Source organism: Companilactobacillus hulinensis (genome assembly GCF_003946555.1).
Classification (GTDB): domain Bacteria; phylum Bacillota; class Bacilli; order Lactobacillales; family Lactobacillaceae; genus Companilactobacillus; species Companilactobacillus hulinensis.
The window spans coordinates 15414-32871 of the sequence record NZ_RHOO01000006.1; the positions used below are offsets into that span (position 1 = coordinate 15414).

Consider the following 17458-nt stretch of genomic DNA (forward strand, 5'->3'; position numbering starts at 1 on the left):
CGCTCCCTTAATTATTATTTCCTATTTAATGTAATTTACAAAACCAACTTTGTTAAATCTTCTCAATTTTTCCTACAGCAATTGGCAATGTAACGTGCTGATCATAATGACCCACAGCACCAGCGATGGTATCTGGTAATTCTAGATCATCTGGAACACCGTGGACATAAATAACACGCTTGTCTAATTCCAAATCATCAGTTCCAAATACTTCCTTAAACTTGGCTTGTAGCTTATCCAATGGAACTTCTTTCTCATATTCAAAGCTTCCGTCAGCGTTTGAAACTGGATATGTATCATTAGGGACATTCATATCATGTGGTGCGGCATCAAATGGAACCATGGTTGTACCTGATACTGGTTCTGTTTCAGGCAGGTCAACGAAACCATCACCATTAACATCTTGTGCACTAGTGGCAATTTGTGCATCTTTCCCGTCTGGGAATCCGTGGAAGTGTTCCCAGTGTTGTGTATTTTTAGGAGTATCCTTCATTGAGATGTGAATCTTCAAAACATCATTTTCAATTTCAAATGTAGCTGTTCCGTGAGCAGCTGTACCGATTTTTTTCTCATTCAATGGAACGATTTTTGCACTATATTTTTCTGTCATAGTAACTCCTCCAGTTATGTCTTAATTGATTACAAGAGTTATTGTATACTGATGACGAACAAATAGAATTGACATATGTCAAGAAAGAGAAAAATAATTTATGGCACATGACCCTATCAAATGCGTGGAACAAGTTCCCATCTTCAAAGGTGCTCCAAGAAGCGTTATTGAAGCACTGGCTAAAGTATCTGTTCACCAAAAAAAGATCAACAATGGACAAATGATCTACTCGCCTGGTGACCCCAATGATCGATTAATGATCGTAGATTCTGGAAGAGTTCGTGTCTTTAGTTACGCTGACGATGACCGCGAGCGTACACTCTACATGCTGCGTTCGCGTGACGTTGACTTAACTGGAGCATTATTCACCAGTCACCAACATCACAATTTTGCACAGGCCGCTGAACCAACCGAAATATGTTATTTGAAACAAGACGCCTTCAAAGACGTCTTAAAGAAATACCCTGAAATGGCACTGTCTTTGGTTGACATACTGGGCGAGAGATTAACATCACTAGAACAGCGTGACGTCACCGATACTCTATTAACTTCTAAGGAACGACTCTATAACTATCTACTAGAATTACAAGGCCAATTCAATAGTTCAAACTTCAAGCTTCCAGTCACAAAAAAAGACCTAGCGTCATATTTAGGGATTACTCCTGAAACACTAAGTCGGCAATTAAAATTATTAGTTGCGGAAAACAAGATAAAATTAGATAAAAGAGAATTTACGATTCTCTAGTACGTGTAAGCAATTATTTTACCGTTAATATAATTAGCGAGATAAATATCAGCCACATCCAAATTTTGTTCCTTTAGTTTGCGTTCGACCCATTCAGGATCACGACCAATCATCTCTAATTCATCAGTATTGATCTTACCGTCCAACACAACTGGGTACTTGATATTTTCTTCGTCATTCATAATGATAGTTAACTGACCATTCTGTTCAAAAACAGCACGCTTCACATTACTTATATCGGTAACGCCAGCAGTTCGCAGTTTAAACGATAAGTCGGAAGCTGACAATCCATTACGTAAGGCAAGATCAACATCGATCTTGCCGTTTTTTACGATCATTTTAGGTGAACCAATTATCATTCTTCTGAAGTAAACATTGTGATTCGACAAGAACTTGGCGATAAACACTATCAATGTCCAAATTATCAAAACCAAGGTAAATTGGAATGTCGTGATGCTAGAGTTGTAGATCATACCACCAACGATTCCACCAAGTACATAATTTTGAAGCTGATCAATGGCACTAGTTGGAGCAATATTGCTCTTACCAAAAAGATTGATCTGGATAACCATGAAGAGAAATCCAATCGTTAACTTCAATGCTAAATTACCATATGATATATCCATAATTTCTCCTCTACTTCACCAAATTAATCTGACTGGAATCAACGATGCTGGCCCTATTCAAAGTGTAACTATTGACATTATTATCAAAACTGACACGATAATAATTCTTGCCGGCTTTTATCAACATCCCTTCAGTCAGACTAGAGCTATTCGAATAAAGTTTTTTCTTGGGAATCTTCTTTTCTTTTGAAATCGAACGCATCAATGTCAGAGTTTGATTAGTCTGATTATTAATATCGATCTGTTTCTCGTAATTGTTGTAGTTGATTCCAAAAAACAATGCGATTGCAAAAACAAAGATAATTGCTAAATCACGGTATTTGTTATCTCTGCGATTCCTAAAATACAAAACTCCAGAAACAATCAAAGCAATGGATAGCCCCAAAATTACCAGGATAAATAAGAAATTGGGTTCTTGATTCTGTTCATATAAATGTTGATACGAGTAAAAAGTCATTGCAATTTCCCCTCAAATTCATAAAGCACTATTACTATTATAATATACGAAAAAAGTTGTTCTCTATTAAAAGAGACCAACTTTTTAAAATAATTAATTGCATTTTTCATTTTCTCTAAATCAAAATGTTTTCTGCTTATTCGCTTAAAATCTTTTTTGAATGTAGTAGTACGTTCAATGCTAATCATTTAGTTCGTTCCACAATTCATCTACAGAATTAAACTTTCTTAGATTACCAGATTCAGCTTCTTTTCTAGCTGCAATATTTTGAGGATTTTCTGCACGTGGTTTAAATGGGAGTGCATTATCGGTCAACGACTGCTTTAAGAACATTGTAATGGCAGTCGATAAATCCATTCCCATAGACTTAAATAATTCTTGGGACTCTTCTTTTAATTCTGGATCTACCCTAATGCTAATTCTTTTATCCTTATCACTACTATTTATTTGTTGCATCAATATCACCCGTTTCCAATGATGTTTTGACCATAATAGCATGTATGACACACGTTGTGTACCGTTATGCTTCTAAGTTACAAGTAATCATTATTTATTCCAAGGAAAATCCAAACTAATATTATTATTAAACTCACGCTGACGCATCAACTTCTCCATACGCTCAGCTTGTCTTTGCTGATAACCTTGACAAACAAACTTGTATTCATCAGTATCAGGAACCACTTCAGGTAATTCAATACCTCTTTCAACAACTACAAATGATGAGAAACAAGTCAAACCTAAGAATCTCTCACCAGTCTTCAAATGTTCGCCAATAATCTTCGTAAATACTTCTATCGAACGCTTACCAACACCAGATACGTACGATTCAGTACACATCGAATCCTGCAATCTAAATGGCAGAATGAAGTTAACCTGATCAACTGAAGCTGTGACAGTCTCGATTCTAGCAACACGGGAAGCTGGAATTGAAGAATTATCATCAATGGTAGCGAGTATCTTGCCACCGAATACTGTATCATGTTCATTCAAATCCGAAGAGAATACTCGATGATTACTGACTGACAAAGTTTGTGAAACTTTTAAGGATTTCATAGTTTTACCTCGTAATATGATTAATTACTATTATTATACTAGAAAAAATCCATAGACAATTGATCAATAACCGTAGTATATGATTAGACGATTTTAAACGTCTAATTTCGTACGAAGCGCTTCAGTCAAAGTAGCCGAAAAATTAATATTTTGTTCTTTACCTAACTTAACCAAATATTCAGGAACGGTGACATTTTTCCTGACTGTCTTAGGATTATTTCTACGATATTCATCCATATCTATCGAAATAATCGTTTTAATATCATTTTTGGAACAGTTAATATTTTCAAGATCTGTAGCCTTTGGATATTCAGTCATATCCTCCAACATAATACCTACTGCATCTTCAGCCATTAACAGCGCATCCCTCAAATCTTCACCCTGTGTCCAAGTTCCTCCATCGACATCGGGAATTTCAACTGTATATCCCTTATCTTCAGGATGCAAAATGACCGGATAAATTAATATATTCCTTTTATTCTCCATTTTTAAAAGTCCTTTCATCATCTATCTAATCCTAGCCTTACGTAATATTGATTGTTCTAATCTTTTTTTTAACTCTTTCGAATGGATTGGAATCGGGATAGATATTTTAGTTACTGGATTATACATCTTCAAATGTGATCCTCTTTGAGATTTTTCAATAAAGCCATGTTGTTTTAATAACCTAACTAACTCTCGAGGCTTCATAGTCATTAAAAGTGTTCCTCATTTCTTTCAATTATACACATTAATACTCATAATCAGCAATTTTTGTGCATAATCAAAATTACGAAAAAAGACCACATCTCTGTGGTCTAAATTACACACTATCTTCAAAATCCCAACTAAGTTCAGCACTATACGTACCTGCTCTCAAAAATGCATCATCGATATATAAAAGCAGACCGTTTTCTTTGTCCCAACCAATTGAATCAAAATTCTCACCAGCTGTTGTCTCATGCAAAAGCACCTTATTATCAAACAAATCTACATAATTACCGTTGTCATAATATCTGACACTGGCAGCGAGAATATTTCCCATGGTATCTGAGAAAGGTGTCTTCTGTGAAACGTAGGCTTTCTTACCTTGCTTGTCACGTCTTTGATCATTGACTTTCACAACATTGCCATTTGGTGCGTTGTGTTCATCATCACGATATTGAAGTGTCTTATTGTCAGTTGGTCTGATCTGACCAAAGTTCAAATCGTCCACAGACACACTGAAACCATCCAACACGTAATTGATTGTCTCCGGAGTCCCCTTGGTCATATAAACTTCGTTAGTATTTGAATTTCCATACGCATAAGGTGTATAAGTCAGTGCATCTTGACCAGTTACACCAGCAACTGTCGTTCTCACTTCGACTGAATGGCTTCTAATATCTACTCCATCATAATCCAATCCCGTGATAACCAAGTCGTCTGTACCATCTTCATTATTATTAACGATTGAGTACTCACTCGGATCCAAGACTGTTCCATCTAACTCAACAGTATCTACCTTAGTTCCAGAATACAGTGGTATTACGTAGCATCCATCTTTCAGAACTCCTTTATCACTGTTTTCAGTTATAACGGCGTTATACGTAACCTTATCGTCATTGGTAACACCATTCAGAATATGATCATCATTATTTGATTGATAAGTCTCGTTCTTCACACTATTAGTAATGGTCAGATCAGGCTTATTGATAACTGTCAATTTGGCCTGATTGGTCGTTAGTGAAGTACTACTTATAAGACCATATTTGAACGTTAACTTGGCTTGATAAGTCGTTCCATCATCATCCATCGTAGTATTCGGTACTGTATAGGAAAGATAGTCACGATAGTCAGACGCCGTACTCGTGGCAACTGTAGTCTTCTTTCCATTTTGATCATATCTATACCATTCGATCGTTATTTTACCGTCAGCATCATCATTATCACCGACTGTACTACCTTGCATATCAAACGTTGCATCATCACCAATATCAACAGTCTGATCATCCAGACCACCACCAACAATTACAGTAGTTGAATCTGAAACGGTTGAACCATTAGGATTATGTAAGGTACCAGTTACCTTTACCTTCCCAATTGCACCGTCCTTAGCAACCAACTCTGTTGTATTACCACCATTATCAGAATCCTTGGTAAAATCAGCTATGTCAGGATTATCAACTGTATATGTAATAGTTCCGTTAGCATCGCTTGGAGTAGGATATCCATGAACGTGAGTGGAATTATTAGAGATATTACTGTTGGATGAATTGTACAAGTATTCATCATCAGCCGTGACTTTCAAACCAGTGGCATTAACCGGATCCTTGGCATGTACTGCAGTTACTTGAGAATAAATATGCGTCTTTAATAACCAACCAGTGGCATAATTCCAATATTGTGTATCTAGTTGATACCAAGTCGTACCAATCTCTGTCGGAGTAACAGGCATGTTCATCTTTTGCCCACCGTCTCCTTTGGGAACTTCAGTCCAGGTCTCTCCAGCATCTGTTGTCTTGTACCATCTATAATGGGCACCGTCAAAAATACCTCCAAGAACTGACCAAACAGATCTTCCGGCACTAGTACGAATAATAATCTGCTGCCCAACTTGAGTATAGTAATCATCTTCAGGCTGCAGTGAGTATCCATTGGTCAACCAAATACCCAAAATTTTTACAACATCTTTATTAGGCTTCTCCATTGGTTTAACAACTACTTCCTCAGTATCATCAGCTTGAGCAATATCAGTTTCGTACCTATCAACAGTTCTGATAGATATGATCAATAGAACACTAAGGCAGAACAATCCTAGAAACATCTTCTTTATTGGGTGTCGTTTCATAATCAGTTCTCCTTGTATACAAAATAATTTCATATTGATTATCGCAAATACTTATGAAGTATTATTTTCAGTAATCAATAAATTATTTTTTATAAATTGATATTATATTTTATACAGCAAATAGGCCTATCAGCTCAACATTTCAATTGAACTAACAGGCTTATTTAGGACGATATACGTATCGTCAATCACTTTCAAATTTTAAGTATATGCATAGATTCCAGTTATGATGTAAAAATATATTGTGTCTTCGGTATAATACCTAGGTAAGGGAGATCCTCATGAATATTTCTAATAACAAAAAACAATGGATCAAATCACTGACAGTAGTCCTACTCTATATTCTGCTAGCAGTAATAATGACCATTACTCTGAATACCAAAGGAATCATCTGGGGTGGAGATGACGCTCCATTTCATATAGGAAGACTTGTATCCATCAAGCATTCATTCCAATATGGCAACTTTATCCCCAATATTTCCACTTCCAATTTCCGGCTGATCGGCTATGGAATAAATATTTTTTATCCTTGGGTAACTATTGCTCCAATAGCAATATTATTGATGATTTTTAATAATCCGATTACTGCATTTTATACCGGTATCGGCATTTATTTCTTCATATCATTTCTAATTAGTCATTGGGTAATGATGAAGTTCTCCAAGTCATTTTTGAATTCAATTATCTTTTCTTTGTTTTATAATTTATCGACATATATGCTAATAGATATTCTTCCACGAACAGATGTAGCTGAGTTTATCGCAATGATTATTTTACCAATATGCTTTTTAGGATTTTATAATGTGTTCTTTGGAGACTTTCGCAGTTGGAATATTTTAGCAATTGGCATGTCAGCACTTTTATTAACACACTTATTATCAACAGTTATTTGTGCATTCTTTTTCATCTTTATCCTGATTCTGTACGCCATCAAATCCAATCACTACTGGCAACGCTGCAAATCTCTGATCAAAGCGGTCATAGCAACAATTGGAGCCAGTGCCATCTTCTTGTTGCCATTCTTGAATGAGATAACTTTCCAACCTTATGCACAGCCATCACCATATATTCTCAAAGGAAAAGTCTTACTCAAGATACTACGTGCTAGTTTAATTAACAGCAGCATCCAAAGTTATGATGGTAATACGTACAATCTTGGGATATTTTTGATAACTTCTCTAGTATTAGGATTAATCTTTTTTTACAAACTTTCACCGTTATATCAGCGTATTTATACATTAGCCTTTTTATCCTTCTTCATGGCAACTGACGTGTTTCCTTGGAGCCTATTCCAAAACACTCCCATTCGCGTGATTCAATTTCCATTCAGGTTTTTGATGATAGCCACATTACTTACGGCAGTCATTGCCAGCAAACTATTAATAATGGTGATAGAAGAATTCAATCTTCAAAAACTCCAGATTGTCATCGTTTCACTTCTTGCAATCATTCTCTGTTCATTCTGGGTCTCGTCAGCCAATATTGCTAAGAATCAGGAATATATTAATAATCAATACAGGACTTTGACCGAACGACAAGTCAAAACTGATAACTTCTATGAAGACTATTATGAGCAGTACTCACCCAAAGCTGCCGGAAAGAATATCAAATCTACAGCTTGGAATATAGGCCAGATCAACAACGATCCAGTCGTATTCCATCCCCAGACTAAAGGAGACTCAATAGTTATTCACATTGGTGAACAACCTAAGAACAGTAAGATTGAATTACCAATTATTCGCTACAAAAATACCCGTGTAAGTTTGAATAATAAGAAGATTGAATTCACAACAAGTAAAAATGGCACCGTTCAGGTGAATACCAAGCACAAAATGAAACATCTGACATTCAAAGTAACTTATCACAAAGACAATCTGATTCTATTCAGTGCTGCGCTATCCATTGTATTTTGGGTATACCTGTTATATAGGTTCAAATTAGACAGTAAAAGGTTGCCTTATAAGTTATACTTATTATCAAATAACAAACTAAGTTCAAATTGAGAGGACAATTATTATGTTTGCGAACCTAATAAATAGACATACTAGAGAGGTCAAGAATGTCAAAGTAGGATTCTCTTGGACCGAATTCTTTTGGGGGTTTTGGCCCGCAGCATTTCGTGGAGACTGGAAATGGTTCTTCATTATAATACTGGCTGACATAGTTCTAGGAGTATTCACTTGGGGTGGCGGCTCACTACTAATTAATTTTATTTTTGCATTCTTCTACAACAAACTATATGTCAAAGACCTGTTGAATAAAGGATTTGAACCTTCAGACAATGGTGACTATAATGTCTTGGCATCACAAGGTTATATTTAAAACTACAAAAGGAACATGAATTCCAGCTTCAGATTGGGATTTATGTTCCTTTTTTTGTACACATATACAATTATTAGATTTTTTTAATTTTATGCTATTTTTTTTAACAAAAGGCTTATACTGTTTTTAAACAGTGACCCTATACCTGTTTAAATAAAATACGAGGTACGCTTTATGATCAAAAATGCAGATAGATTTAATACTTTGAATAGAACAGAAACAGTTAAGGAAAACTTATATCAAAAATTAATAGAATAAGGTGATTTTTTGTCTATAGTTCTTTCAGTAGAAAATTTATGTAAAACTTTTAATTCTCATAAAGACGAATTCAAAGCTGTGGATAATGTTAGTTTCAACATTCACGACGGTGAAATAATCTCATTACTAGGGCCTAACGGTGCTGGTAAAACTACAATTGTTTCCATGGTTGGTGGATATTTATTACCCACTAGCGGAAAAATTATAATTAATGGTGAAGACCGTTATCAAAACAAGTTCAAGACTAAGGTCGGAGTTGTACTTGGTGGAGAGCTGGGATTTTATGGTCGTGCCACAGCCTTGGATAACTTAATGTTCTTCGCTGACTTAGCCAAAGTTCCACGCCGAGAACGTCGTAGTGAAGCGCTAAGAGTATTGGACCTAGTGGAATTAAAAAATGTTGCTAACAAAAAGGTTCAGTTCTTCTCAAAAGGAATGAAGCAAAGGCTTCATATTGCACGTGCTTTGCTTGGTAATCCTCCGCTATTGCTCTTAGACGAGCCTACTAGTGGATTGGATGTGGAGATATCCGTAGAGATACACAAGATCATCAAACAGTTAGCAAATAGTGGCGTCGCTATTTTATTAACTAGTCACACGATGACTGAAATTGAATCATTATCTGATGAAGTACTGCTAATTGGTGCTGGAAAGATATTTTCACATGGCACGGTTAAGGACATTATTAGTGAATCTGATGTTCATCATATTGACCGTCCTGCAACTTTAGAAGAATCATATCTAGCAATTGCTTCAAAGTTAAGGAGGCCTTAATATGAGATTTCTTCGACTATTTTGGTTTCACTTCAAACTTTATGCAACCAACCAGTACTTTCTTTGGCTAACTATTTCCAGTACGGTCTCACTTTTCTTGCTGCAATTCGTTGCGGCTTACGTAACTCACAATCTAAATGATCCTGCATTGTGGTTAAGAAGTGGCGTCTTTGGACTCTGGTCATCCGCTACTACAGCCGCTGGATGTATTGGCTTCCAACGTTTTCAAGGGACGCTCCCTTATATAATCAATACTGGGATCGACAATAGAATTTCGCTAGTAGCCCTATTACTGCCAGCTTCTAGTTTCGGTTTATTAGCATTTCCAATTTCATACATAATGGCTATTGTACTTGGAGTAGCTCATTCAAATATTTCAATAAATTTAATTATGATAATCCTCGCGCTCTGGATTGCAGCGGCATTGATGGATCTATTAATAGCGGCGTTCTTCTTATTGACAACTAATGCAATTGTCTACGAAGAGCTAGTTACCATTCCACTATTACTCGTATCTGGACTGTTTTCATCTGCTCCAATATTGCGACCAATATTAACACCGTTTCAATGGCTAATACCTATTTCAGTACCCATCCATACACTATTGAATCAGACGGACAACTTTAATTTAGGAGCCTTTTTTGTCAGTTGTATCCTATGGGCTGTAATTACCTGGATAGTAACTAATCGTATATTACATACTGCCAGTAAAACTGGGAATGCGAGGTTGATGTAATGAAAATTCAATTTTCTTCCCTGTCTTACTTACAAAACTGGAAAACAAGGTTTGTCTACTTTGTCTTAATCCCTATGATCGACTTACTATTATTAGTCTTGATAAACGCACAATATACCAATAATTTGAACTGGTCAGTTGCTGTAGCGACTATTGTTCTATCAGGCGGAACTTTGTCGATGAACAGTATGTCACAACTTTTCGTAATGGATCGAACGTTGAGAATCGATCGTGAAATGGTGGTAAATCGACCATTTTCACCTGACTATTGGGTATCCAAGATACTAACTTCTGCAATAGCCGGATTGGTTCTGATTATGATCAACTTAATCATTTTGGGAATCCTGCAAGCTCCATATTTTTTATTGATCCGCGCTCTTATAATGACTCCTTTGATTATCTGTTCAGGGATAATCGTCGGTTTTCTTGGTGCTATAGCCGCTTGGGAGAATAGTAATCCTTATTTCTACATGAACTTAATCGGCTCACTAACTACAATCGTTTCTGGAGCTTTGGTCCTAGTTGAGAAATATCCTTTATGGTTGAGAACCATCAGTCACTTTTTCCCATTTTCACAGACTATCCAATTCGTTGTTACTGGTTCTGGTCACATCTATTGGGATGCAATCGTTGATTTATTTTGGCTATTATTAGGTATTATTTGTTACAAAGTCAAAATACATAGAATTTTGAAAAATCAGGCGCAATTGTGGTAAAGAGGAGTACGAAACAAATATATAATTCATTAAACGTGTGAAAAAACACAACTTTTTCCGCTTAAATCAAATAGAGGCTGTAATCCAAAACCGGATTACAGCCTCTATTTGATTTAATGCTCAAAAGTTGAACGTGTTTTGTTCCACTCTCTATTTTATGATCCCTCCCGGAATCGAATTGCGAGTAATTAAAAGCCTATTAAACCAACGTTTACAACACTTTTAGCTGTCAAAATCACCCCCGTGACGCTGACGTGACTCACTTTTTTAAATGCTGACGTACTCGGAGAATTTCTCAGCCGTTTCACGATCAGACTTTTTAGATAAATGTGCATAGGTATTGAGTAAGGTATCCGCGTTTTGATGACCAACTTGATGTTGTATTTGTTTAATGGTTAGTTCGTTGCTCTCAAGAGCCGCACTAATATACGAATGCCTGATGCCATGAACCGTGATACGTTTTAGATCGTATTTATCAATAATATGATCAAGCCAAGAATTAGGTTTCATCAAACTAAGTAATTTGTTCTTAGTATTTGGGAAAAGTAATTGATCGGTTTTGTTAGTATTGAAGCCAAGTATAAACATATTGCGTCTCATTGTTTTAATCCAATTGTTAAGTATTGAAACAGTTTTATCATCTAACGAAAGGATTCTATTAGATGCAGGTGTTTTAGTTGTACCTATCGTTTGTTTATTATTAATATCACGAGTAATTGTTTTATTAATCGTAATTGTTTTATTGATTGGGTTATAGTCCTTTACTTGTAATGCAAGTATTTCAGCCTTGCGAGCGCCAGTCATTGCCAGTACACGTAATATGGCTACCGCTTTATCATTTCTACCGGAATACTCTTTAATCAAGCATTCATAAAACGTTTGTAATTGGTCACGATCCCAAAAGTTTTCTTTTACCACTTTTACAGTTGGTTCCCTCATTTGTGGTAAGATTACAAACTCCATTGGATCACTATATATAATTTTTAACCGTCTAGCTTCTTTAAAAATCAATGCGGCATAGTTCTTTATTTTACGATAGTCCTTTAATTCAGTAGACCAATCGTTAACTATTGCCTGACATTGTTGAGCAGTTATCTTTTTAATTGGATACTTGCCGAGCGCTGGTAAAATATGATAATTAAACATACTAATAACATGGTTAAGTGTACTTTCCTTGACGGTGTTTTGATACGACTCCATAAAATAGTCGTATACTCCCTTATAGGTAACGTTTTGGTTTTCTTGATAACCATAGTTATCTATATTAGTTAGAACCCTAGACAAAGCAATTTCAGCCTGTTTTTTAGTTGAAAAGCCACGTTTAGTGGTTCTTTTTTTCTTTCCAGTTATTGGATCTTTACTAATTGTGCATTGATAACGCCACATTTTAGATCCGTCTGCTAATTCGTATTGTGTAATTGATGACATTGTAATTACTCCCGTTTCCTGTCGCACGGCATGGAGTTTTTAGGAGTGGTTACTCAAGAATTGCCTTTAAAATACTAGTTAAGCTTTCAAGAATTTCAGCTTGAGTTTTATCAGTCATTTCATTATTTTGATAATTGTTGATAACACTAACTATATAGGTTAACTCTCTTATTTTTACAGGATCATCATTCAACTGTTTGGGTTGATTAATGTATGAGAATTTTATAGCTTCTGCAAGAAGTTCAGACGTTTGATTTTTAAATACAGTTTCATTGAAATCGACATCATCAAAAAAGTCTTTTACATACTTTTCAGAAGAACCGCGTTGATCGTTTTCCCAATCCAATATTGTTTGTGCAAACTGTTCTTTTACATAGTCAGGAGCCTCTTTACGAAATAGTTCGCGGTCTTTTGCATCAACATAATAGCTTGTATCTACTAACTTGCTAGCTGGAATATCCAACTTCTTAGCAATTGACTTTAATAATTGAACTCCCATATTTCTTTTATCATGCTCAATTTCAGACATATAGGATCTTGAAATATCAAGTTTTTTGGCAAGTTGTTGTTGAGTCCAGCCCTTGTCTTTCCTGTATTCTCTTATGATTTCACCGGGTTTCATACGCTAACCTCCTAAGGTGCATTATATAAGACTGTTCGACAAAAGTAAACATTTTTTCTGTTAACACTTGACACCTATAATTCAAAATGATATATTATGGACGTCGACAATAGTGTACATGATTAAAACATGTTTCACTAATTTTTTTGATAATCAGTGTCGACAATAGTGCACATAAAAGGAGGGAAATATCATGGAATTAAAAGTAAATGTGCCAGATACATTAGATCAGCATATACAAGACTTAGTACAGCAAACCGTTACCGAGATGTTGAAAGATGTTCAGCACGGTTCCAAGTACAACGATTACTTAAACTTGGGACAAGCAGCCAACTACCTATCTATCTCACGTGGAACGCTTAATAAGGTTATTGAACAATACAATATCCCAGTGACGATGATTGGAAACGCTACAAGAATCAAAAAAACTGATTTAGACACTTATATGAAGAAACAAGCAATCTAATAAAAAAACTATAGCTGGCACGGCATGGAGTTTGGAGGTTGCTAATGGAAGACGAGTTAAAGAGTCTATTGCAGGAAGTTCAAACAGAACTTAGTACGATCACTACCGACACTATTGTACTTGGAATTAAGGAGGTGATGAAAAATTGCGATATTGATATAGCCCGCGACATGGCTAGAGATGCAGCAGATATTGTAAAGATTTTGGAACACAAATAAAAATATTGGAGAAAATTAATTATGTTTGAAAATGATGAAGAAGAAATGAATTTTATTAAAGAACAAGACGAAGTTATTCAAGCACACATTCAAAATATCGAAATGAACTTAGATGCTTTAAAGGGAAACAGTACCGTTACTTTAAGCGATTATAAAACAACACACGTTCTTTCACAATTGGAACTAGCAAATGAAATTGCACTTGATGCCAAAGCTATTAGTGATGCTATTTTATTACAGTAATGAATTACAAAAAAAAGGCAAGAAAAAAAGGACTTACAAATACCCGACCAAAGGGTGTAAGTCCTACACATAGTAATTAATACTTGCCTTAATTATACCAAAAATTAGGGAGATTTAAAACATGGAAAATGAATTAGAAGATATTATTTGTATGAATTTGAACAATAAACAAACGATTGATCTAGCGACAGCATTTATAGATGCGGTTCAAACCGTGTCAGCCAATGATACAGAGACGGCTAGAGAATTATTATTTTCTCAAGGATATATTTCAAGATTGTATGAAACACTTGCTACCGTGTCGGCTTCAATTAATACAGTTAATAGTCGATTAGGTGATCTAATTGAAAAACTCCCCAATGAGGATAAATGAATTTGTTTGCACACGCAACAATAATAAGGAAGTGATAAATTGACCACTTATGAAATGGCTTTAGAACTAGCCAAAAGAAATATATATTACTATCCTACCGCACCTGGTAGTAAGTCGGGTATGAAAGATACTCATGGTTTCAGTGATGCCGTAAATGATGATTTCATGGCTAGTGAATGGTTTCAAGAAACTAATAACAATATCGGTATTAATTTAAAGAAGTCGGGCTTAATGGTGGTAGACGTTGATATGCATGGCAATGGCAACGGCAGACACAACCTACTGAAAGTATTTAAAACATATGGACGGTTACCAGATGATACGTTAATAGAACGAACACCACACAATGGAATACATTTCTTCTTTAAAGTACCAGATGGTACAGATGTTAAGAGTAAGACAAATGCTTTTTTTGATAAGTCTTCTATTGATCTAATGTGCAATAATATTTTGATTGCTCCCAGTACCATTAATGGATCTAGCTATGCTCACGTGTCTGGTTCTTATGACGATATAAAACAAGCCCCCACCTGGTTACTAGAGTTTGCCCAGGATAAGCCAGCTAGTAACGCTGGGTTTGGCGAACCGCGTTTTAAAAAGTATACGGGAGCTTTACTGGACAAGATCGTTAAGGGTGCGAGCCTTGATGAACACAACAGAAATACCTTCCTTACAAGTCTAGCAGGTTCGATGCTTGCCGTGGGAACTGATGCCAGCAACGTTTATGAATTACTGTCGGTTATCAATCAAAACTTTATATCCCCACCTTTACCACAGAAAGAGCTGGACACCATTTACAGTTCAGTTGTTTCAAGGGAACTACGTAGATTGAAGGTGAAGTGATGGAAGAAAGACTTCAAGACAAGATTAAGGAATTATCGCAGGTACAGGAAGCAAACCAGGTACAAGATGACAAGGTACACCCTTTATGGTTCTACAAAGATGACAATGGAAAACAAGCCGTTGGTGATTTAGGACTAGCAAACGGGATATTGTCAGAAAACAAAATGATAACGTTTGATGCCTTTAAAGAGGGCTATAGATATGATAAAAAATTAGGACACTGGCGTATTGGTTATTTGAATTATTTAGGAAGCGTTATTGTACACAAGCTGCAAGACGTGGGTTATTGGAAGCCTAAAACTTTCAATTCTACCCAATTGCTTATTACTAAACAAATATATTCAGATACAACCGGTAATGTATTCGATCATAGTAAACCTAACTTAGTTGCCTTTAAGAATGGTACTTATGATATAAATACCGATCAGATCAAACCTAACGATCCCAACGATTATATTTTGAACGGTCACAATTATGACTTGGATATGGAATCAGATACCCCCACTACCGATCAATGGTTTAAAGAATCATTTCAAGATGCAGACGTTTTTATGAAAGAGTTTATTGGTTACATGTTTTATAGATCGTACGAGCCATTTCAAAAGTTTGTTATCCTACGTGGTTCCGGTGATGACGGCAAGTCTACTTTCCTAAACTATGTAAGAACGATCATAGGTGACAGCAATACCGCAAACGTAGACTTAAAAGGATTATCAGGTAATGAAGCAAAGTTTAATACCTCTACCCTTTATGGCAAGGAAGTAAATTATTTTGCTGATATTTCTAAGGACTATTTAAAAGATAGCTCAACCATTAAAACACTGACTGGTAACGATTATATGAAAGCAGAGTTTAAAGGCAAAGACCCGTTTACGTTTAGAAGCTACGCAAAATTAATATTTAGCGCTAATGAGTTACCCACCTTTACAGACTTTACAAAGGGGTTCTTAAGACGTGTGGCATTAGTAAAATACCACTTTATCCCTGACTTTGCGGACAAGTTCAATATGCAGCAGATTGAGGACGAAGCGCCGGCATTTGCTTATAAATGTATGACGGCATTTAAGAAAGCGTTGGATCAAAAAGAACTATCAGAAACGCCAGACATGAAAGCTCAAAGTGATAAATGGCTTAAGGACAATGACCATATCTCTAGTTTTGTATCAGATATGTGTGTGATTGATCTAGACAATGAAAACGGAGAACCGGCCGGCATTGTATACGATGACTACGTACAGTATTGCCAGAGCCATGGTTTTAAAGCTCACAATCAACAATCCCTCACATCTAGTTTGGAATCATTTGGAATTATTCACAAAAGAAGAAAACAAGGTGAAGAACGGGTTATGAGATATATTCATTTATCATTTAAAAAGTAACTTTACCATCTCACTACGCCAAGTGGCGGCCACGTGGCTCCTATCTTTTAAGAGAAACGGCCACGCTAAACCCTATTATATCAACGATTATAAAGCGAGTGGCCTAAGTGGCTTCTCTATTTAAAGTCATTAGTCAAAAAAAGTAAAATACTATATTTAATAAAATATAAAAGATACTTGAAATAGACCGGCCACAGCGACCATTTAGGCTACAAACGCCGGTGTATCAACAAACATAGTGGCTTATTCAAGATAAAACTAGCGGCCACGGTGAAGCGTCATCATGTGTTTATAAAGAGTACAAAGATTATTGTTCAAACCAGGGTTATAAACCCCGTGGTCAAGCAGTGCTGACAGAATATTTGGAAACAAAGGGTATTGTTCATAAAAAGAAGCAATTTAAAGGCGACAGAGTTTGGCGCTATATTCATTTAGCTATGGACGATAAAAAAGGTATTAATTTTTAAAAAGTGTCCAAGGGATGTCCATAAAGTGTCCAATGATTTTTAATTGCTTGGACACATGAAACGTTGTTATACCAGCTTTTATAAGCAAAGTGTCCATAGTGTCCATATGTTTCTAAGTCTTAAGATTAAAAAAATAAAAAACAAAAAATATAGAAATATATATAAGAGGGCAGTCATGTGACTGGACACTTTGGACACTTTTACTACAAACGTTGTTATACCAGTGTTAAAAGTGTCCAATGGTTGCATATTGAATTGGACACTTACTGGATAATGGTTGGACACATTAATTACTAAGAAAGGAAATAAAACA

At 35.8% G+C, this 17458-nt stretch carries 22 protein-coding genes; 12 read left to right on the plus strand and 10 right to left on the minus strand.

The window, feature by feature from the left end; translation table 11 throughout:
- Positions 1–52: 52 nt before the first annotated feature.
- Positions 53–610 carry a hypothetical protein gene (locus EKM66_RS04820; RefSeq protein ID WP_125762240.1) on the minus strand — a complete coding sequence of 186 codons (558 nt, stop codon included), beginning with the start codon at positions 608–610 and terminating at the stop codon, positions 53–55.
- A gap of 100 nt (positions 611–710) precedes the next feature.
- On the opposite strand from EKM66_RS04820, the gene EKM66_RS04825 reads away from it, so the two are divergent.
- Positions 711–1355, plus strand: coding sequence for a Crp/Fnr family transcriptional regulator (locus EKM66_RS04825; RefSeq protein WP_125762242.1), 645 nt, complete (start codon positions 711–713; stop codon positions 1353–1355).
- On the opposite strand, the gene EKM66_RS04830 is transcribed toward EKM66_RS04825, so the two are convergent.
- The 7 genes from EKM66_RS04830 to EKM66_RS04860 all read right to left on the minus strand — a co-directional run bounded on the left by EKM66_RS04830 (position 1352) and on the right by EKM66_RS04860 (position 6300).
- Positions 1352–1981: a DUF421 domain-containing protein gene (locus EKM66_RS04830; protein WP_125762244.1), complete on the minus strand. Its 630-nt coding sequence runs from the start codon at positions 1979–1981 to the stop codon at positions 1352–1354. The genes EKM66_RS04825 and EKM66_RS04830 overlap by 4 nt on opposite strands.
- Positions 1982–1991: 10 nt before the next feature.
- The gene (locus tag EKM66_RS04835) at positions 1992–2438 is read right to left on the minus strand and encodes a DUF3290 family protein (RefSeq protein ID WP_125762246.1); all 447 of its coding nucleotides are present in this window, start codon (positions 2436–2438) and stop codon (positions 1992–1994) included.
- 180 nt (positions 2439–2618) lie between these two features.
- On the minus strand, positions 2619–2894 hold the full coding sequence (locus EKM66_RS04840) for a type II toxin-antitoxin system RelB/DinJ family antitoxin (protein WP_125762248.1): 276 nt from the start codon (positions 2892–2894) through the stop codon (positions 2619–2621).
- A 90-nt stretch (positions 2895–2984) separates the two neighbouring features.
- The gene (locus EKM66_RS04845) at positions 2985–3491 is read right to left on the minus strand and encodes an acyl-CoA thioesterase (protein WP_125762250.1); all 507 of its coding nucleotides are present in this window, start codon (positions 3489–3491) and stop codon (positions 2985–2987) included.
- A 93-nt stretch (positions 3492–3584) separates the two neighbouring features.
- Positions 3585–3977, minus strand: coding sequence for a type II toxin-antitoxin system HicB family antitoxin (locus tag EKM66_RS04850; RefSeq protein WP_125762252.1), 393 nt, complete (start codon positions 3975–3977; stop codon positions 3585–3587).
- A gap of 21 nt (positions 3978–3998) precedes the next feature.
- Positions 3999–4187, minus strand: a complete 189-nt coding sequence (locus tag EKM66_RS04855) for a type II toxin-antitoxin system HicA family toxin (RefSeq protein ID WP_125762254.1) — start codon at positions 4185–4187, stop codon at positions 3999–4001.
- A gap of 106 nt (positions 4188–4293) precedes the next feature.
- Positions 4294–6300, minus strand: coding sequence for a hypothetical protein (locus EKM66_RS04860; RefSeq protein ID WP_125762256.1), 2007 nt, complete (start codon positions 6298–6300; stop codon positions 4294–4296).
- Between the two features lie 281 nt (positions 6301–6581).
- Here EKM66_RS04860 and EKM66_RS04865 point away from each other — a divergent pair, with 281 nt between their 5' ends.
- The 5 genes from EKM66_RS04865 (at position 6582) to EKM66_RS04885 (ending at position 11106) form a co-directional block, all read left to right on the plus strand.
- Positions 6582–8303 carry a hypothetical protein gene (locus tag EKM66_RS04865; RefSeq protein WP_125762258.1) on the plus strand — a complete coding sequence of 574 codons (1722 nt, stop codon included), beginning with the start codon at positions 6582–6584 and terminating at the stop codon, positions 8301–8303.
- 13 nt (positions 8304–8316) lie between these two features.
- Entirely contained in the window at positions 8317–8622 is a 306-nt protein-coding gene (locus EKM66_RS04870; RefSeq protein WP_125762260.1) for a DUF2628 domain-containing protein, read from the plus strand.
- Positions 8623–8889: 267 nt separating this feature from the next.
- Complete coding sequence (locus tag EKM66_RS04875) at positions 8890–9654, plus strand: ABC transporter ATP-binding protein (protein WP_125762262.1); 765 nt, start codon at positions 8890–8892, stop codon at positions 9652–9654.
- A 1-nt stretch (position 9655) separates the two neighbouring features.
- Entirely contained in the window at positions 9656–10390 is a 735-nt protein-coding gene (locus tag EKM66_RS04880) for a multidrug ABC transporter permease (protein ID WP_125762264.1), read from the plus strand.
- Entirely contained in the window at positions 10390–11106 is a 717-nt protein-coding gene (locus EKM66_RS04885) for an ABC transporter permease (protein WP_125762266.1), read from the plus strand. The genes EKM66_RS04880 and EKM66_RS04885 overlap by 1 nt, the downstream gene beginning before the upstream one ends.
- Before the next feature lie 267 nt (positions 11107–11373).
- Here the strand turns inward: EKM66_RS04885 and EKM66_RS04890 are convergent, their stop codons facing one another.
- Positions 11374–12534 carry a site-specific integrase gene (locus EKM66_RS04890; RefSeq protein ID WP_125762268.1) on the minus strand — a complete coding sequence of 387 codons (1161 nt, stop codon included), beginning with the start codon at positions 12532–12534 and terminating at the stop codon, positions 11374–11376.
- 49 nt (positions 12535–12583) lie between these two features.
- Positions 12584–13156: a helix-turn-helix domain-containing protein gene (locus EKM66_RS04895; protein ID WP_125762270.1), complete on the minus strand. Its 573-nt coding sequence runs from the start codon at positions 13154–13156 to the stop codon at positions 12584–12586.
- 193 nt (positions 13157–13349) lie between these two features.
- On the opposite strand from EKM66_RS04895, the gene EKM66_RS04900 reads away from it, so the two are divergent.
- The 6 genes from EKM66_RS04900 (at position 13350) to EKM66_RS04920 (ending at position 16678) form a co-directional block, all read left to right on the plus strand.
- Positions 13350–13622 carry an excisionase family DNA-binding protein gene (locus tag EKM66_RS04900; protein ID WP_125762272.1) on the plus strand — a complete coding sequence of 91 codons (273 nt, stop codon included), beginning with the start codon at positions 13350–13352 and terminating at the stop codon, positions 13620–13622.
- A 44-nt stretch (positions 13623–13666) separates the two neighbouring features.
- Positions 13667–13840: a hypothetical protein gene (locus tag EKM66_RS12525; RefSeq protein ID WP_164505043.1), complete on the plus strand. Its 174-nt coding sequence runs from the start codon at positions 13667–13669 to the stop codon at positions 13838–13840.
- A gap of 21 nt (positions 13841–13861) precedes the next feature.
- Positions 13862–14083, plus strand: coding sequence for a hypothetical protein (locus tag EKM66_RS04905; protein ID WP_125762274.1), 222 nt, complete (start codon positions 13862–13864; stop codon positions 14081–14083).
- A gap of 121 nt (positions 14084–14204) precedes the next feature.
- On the plus strand, positions 14205–14456 hold the full coding sequence (locus tag EKM66_RS04910) for a hypothetical protein (RefSeq protein WP_125762276.1): 252 nt from the start codon (positions 14205–14207) through the stop codon (positions 14454–14456).
- A gap of 39 nt (positions 14457–14495) precedes the next feature.
- Positions 14496–15299, plus strand: coding sequence for a bifunctional DNA primase/polymerase (locus EKM66_RS04915; RefSeq protein WP_164505044.1), 804 nt, complete (start codon positions 14496–14498; stop codon positions 15297–15299).
- Positions 15299–16678, plus strand: a complete 1380-nt coding sequence (locus EKM66_RS04920) for a DNA primase family protein (RefSeq protein WP_125762280.1) — start codon at positions 15299–15301, stop codon at positions 16676–16678. The genes EKM66_RS04915 and EKM66_RS04920 overlap by 1 nt, the downstream gene beginning before the upstream one ends.
- The last annotated feature ends 780 nt before the right edge of the window (positions 16679–17458 follow it).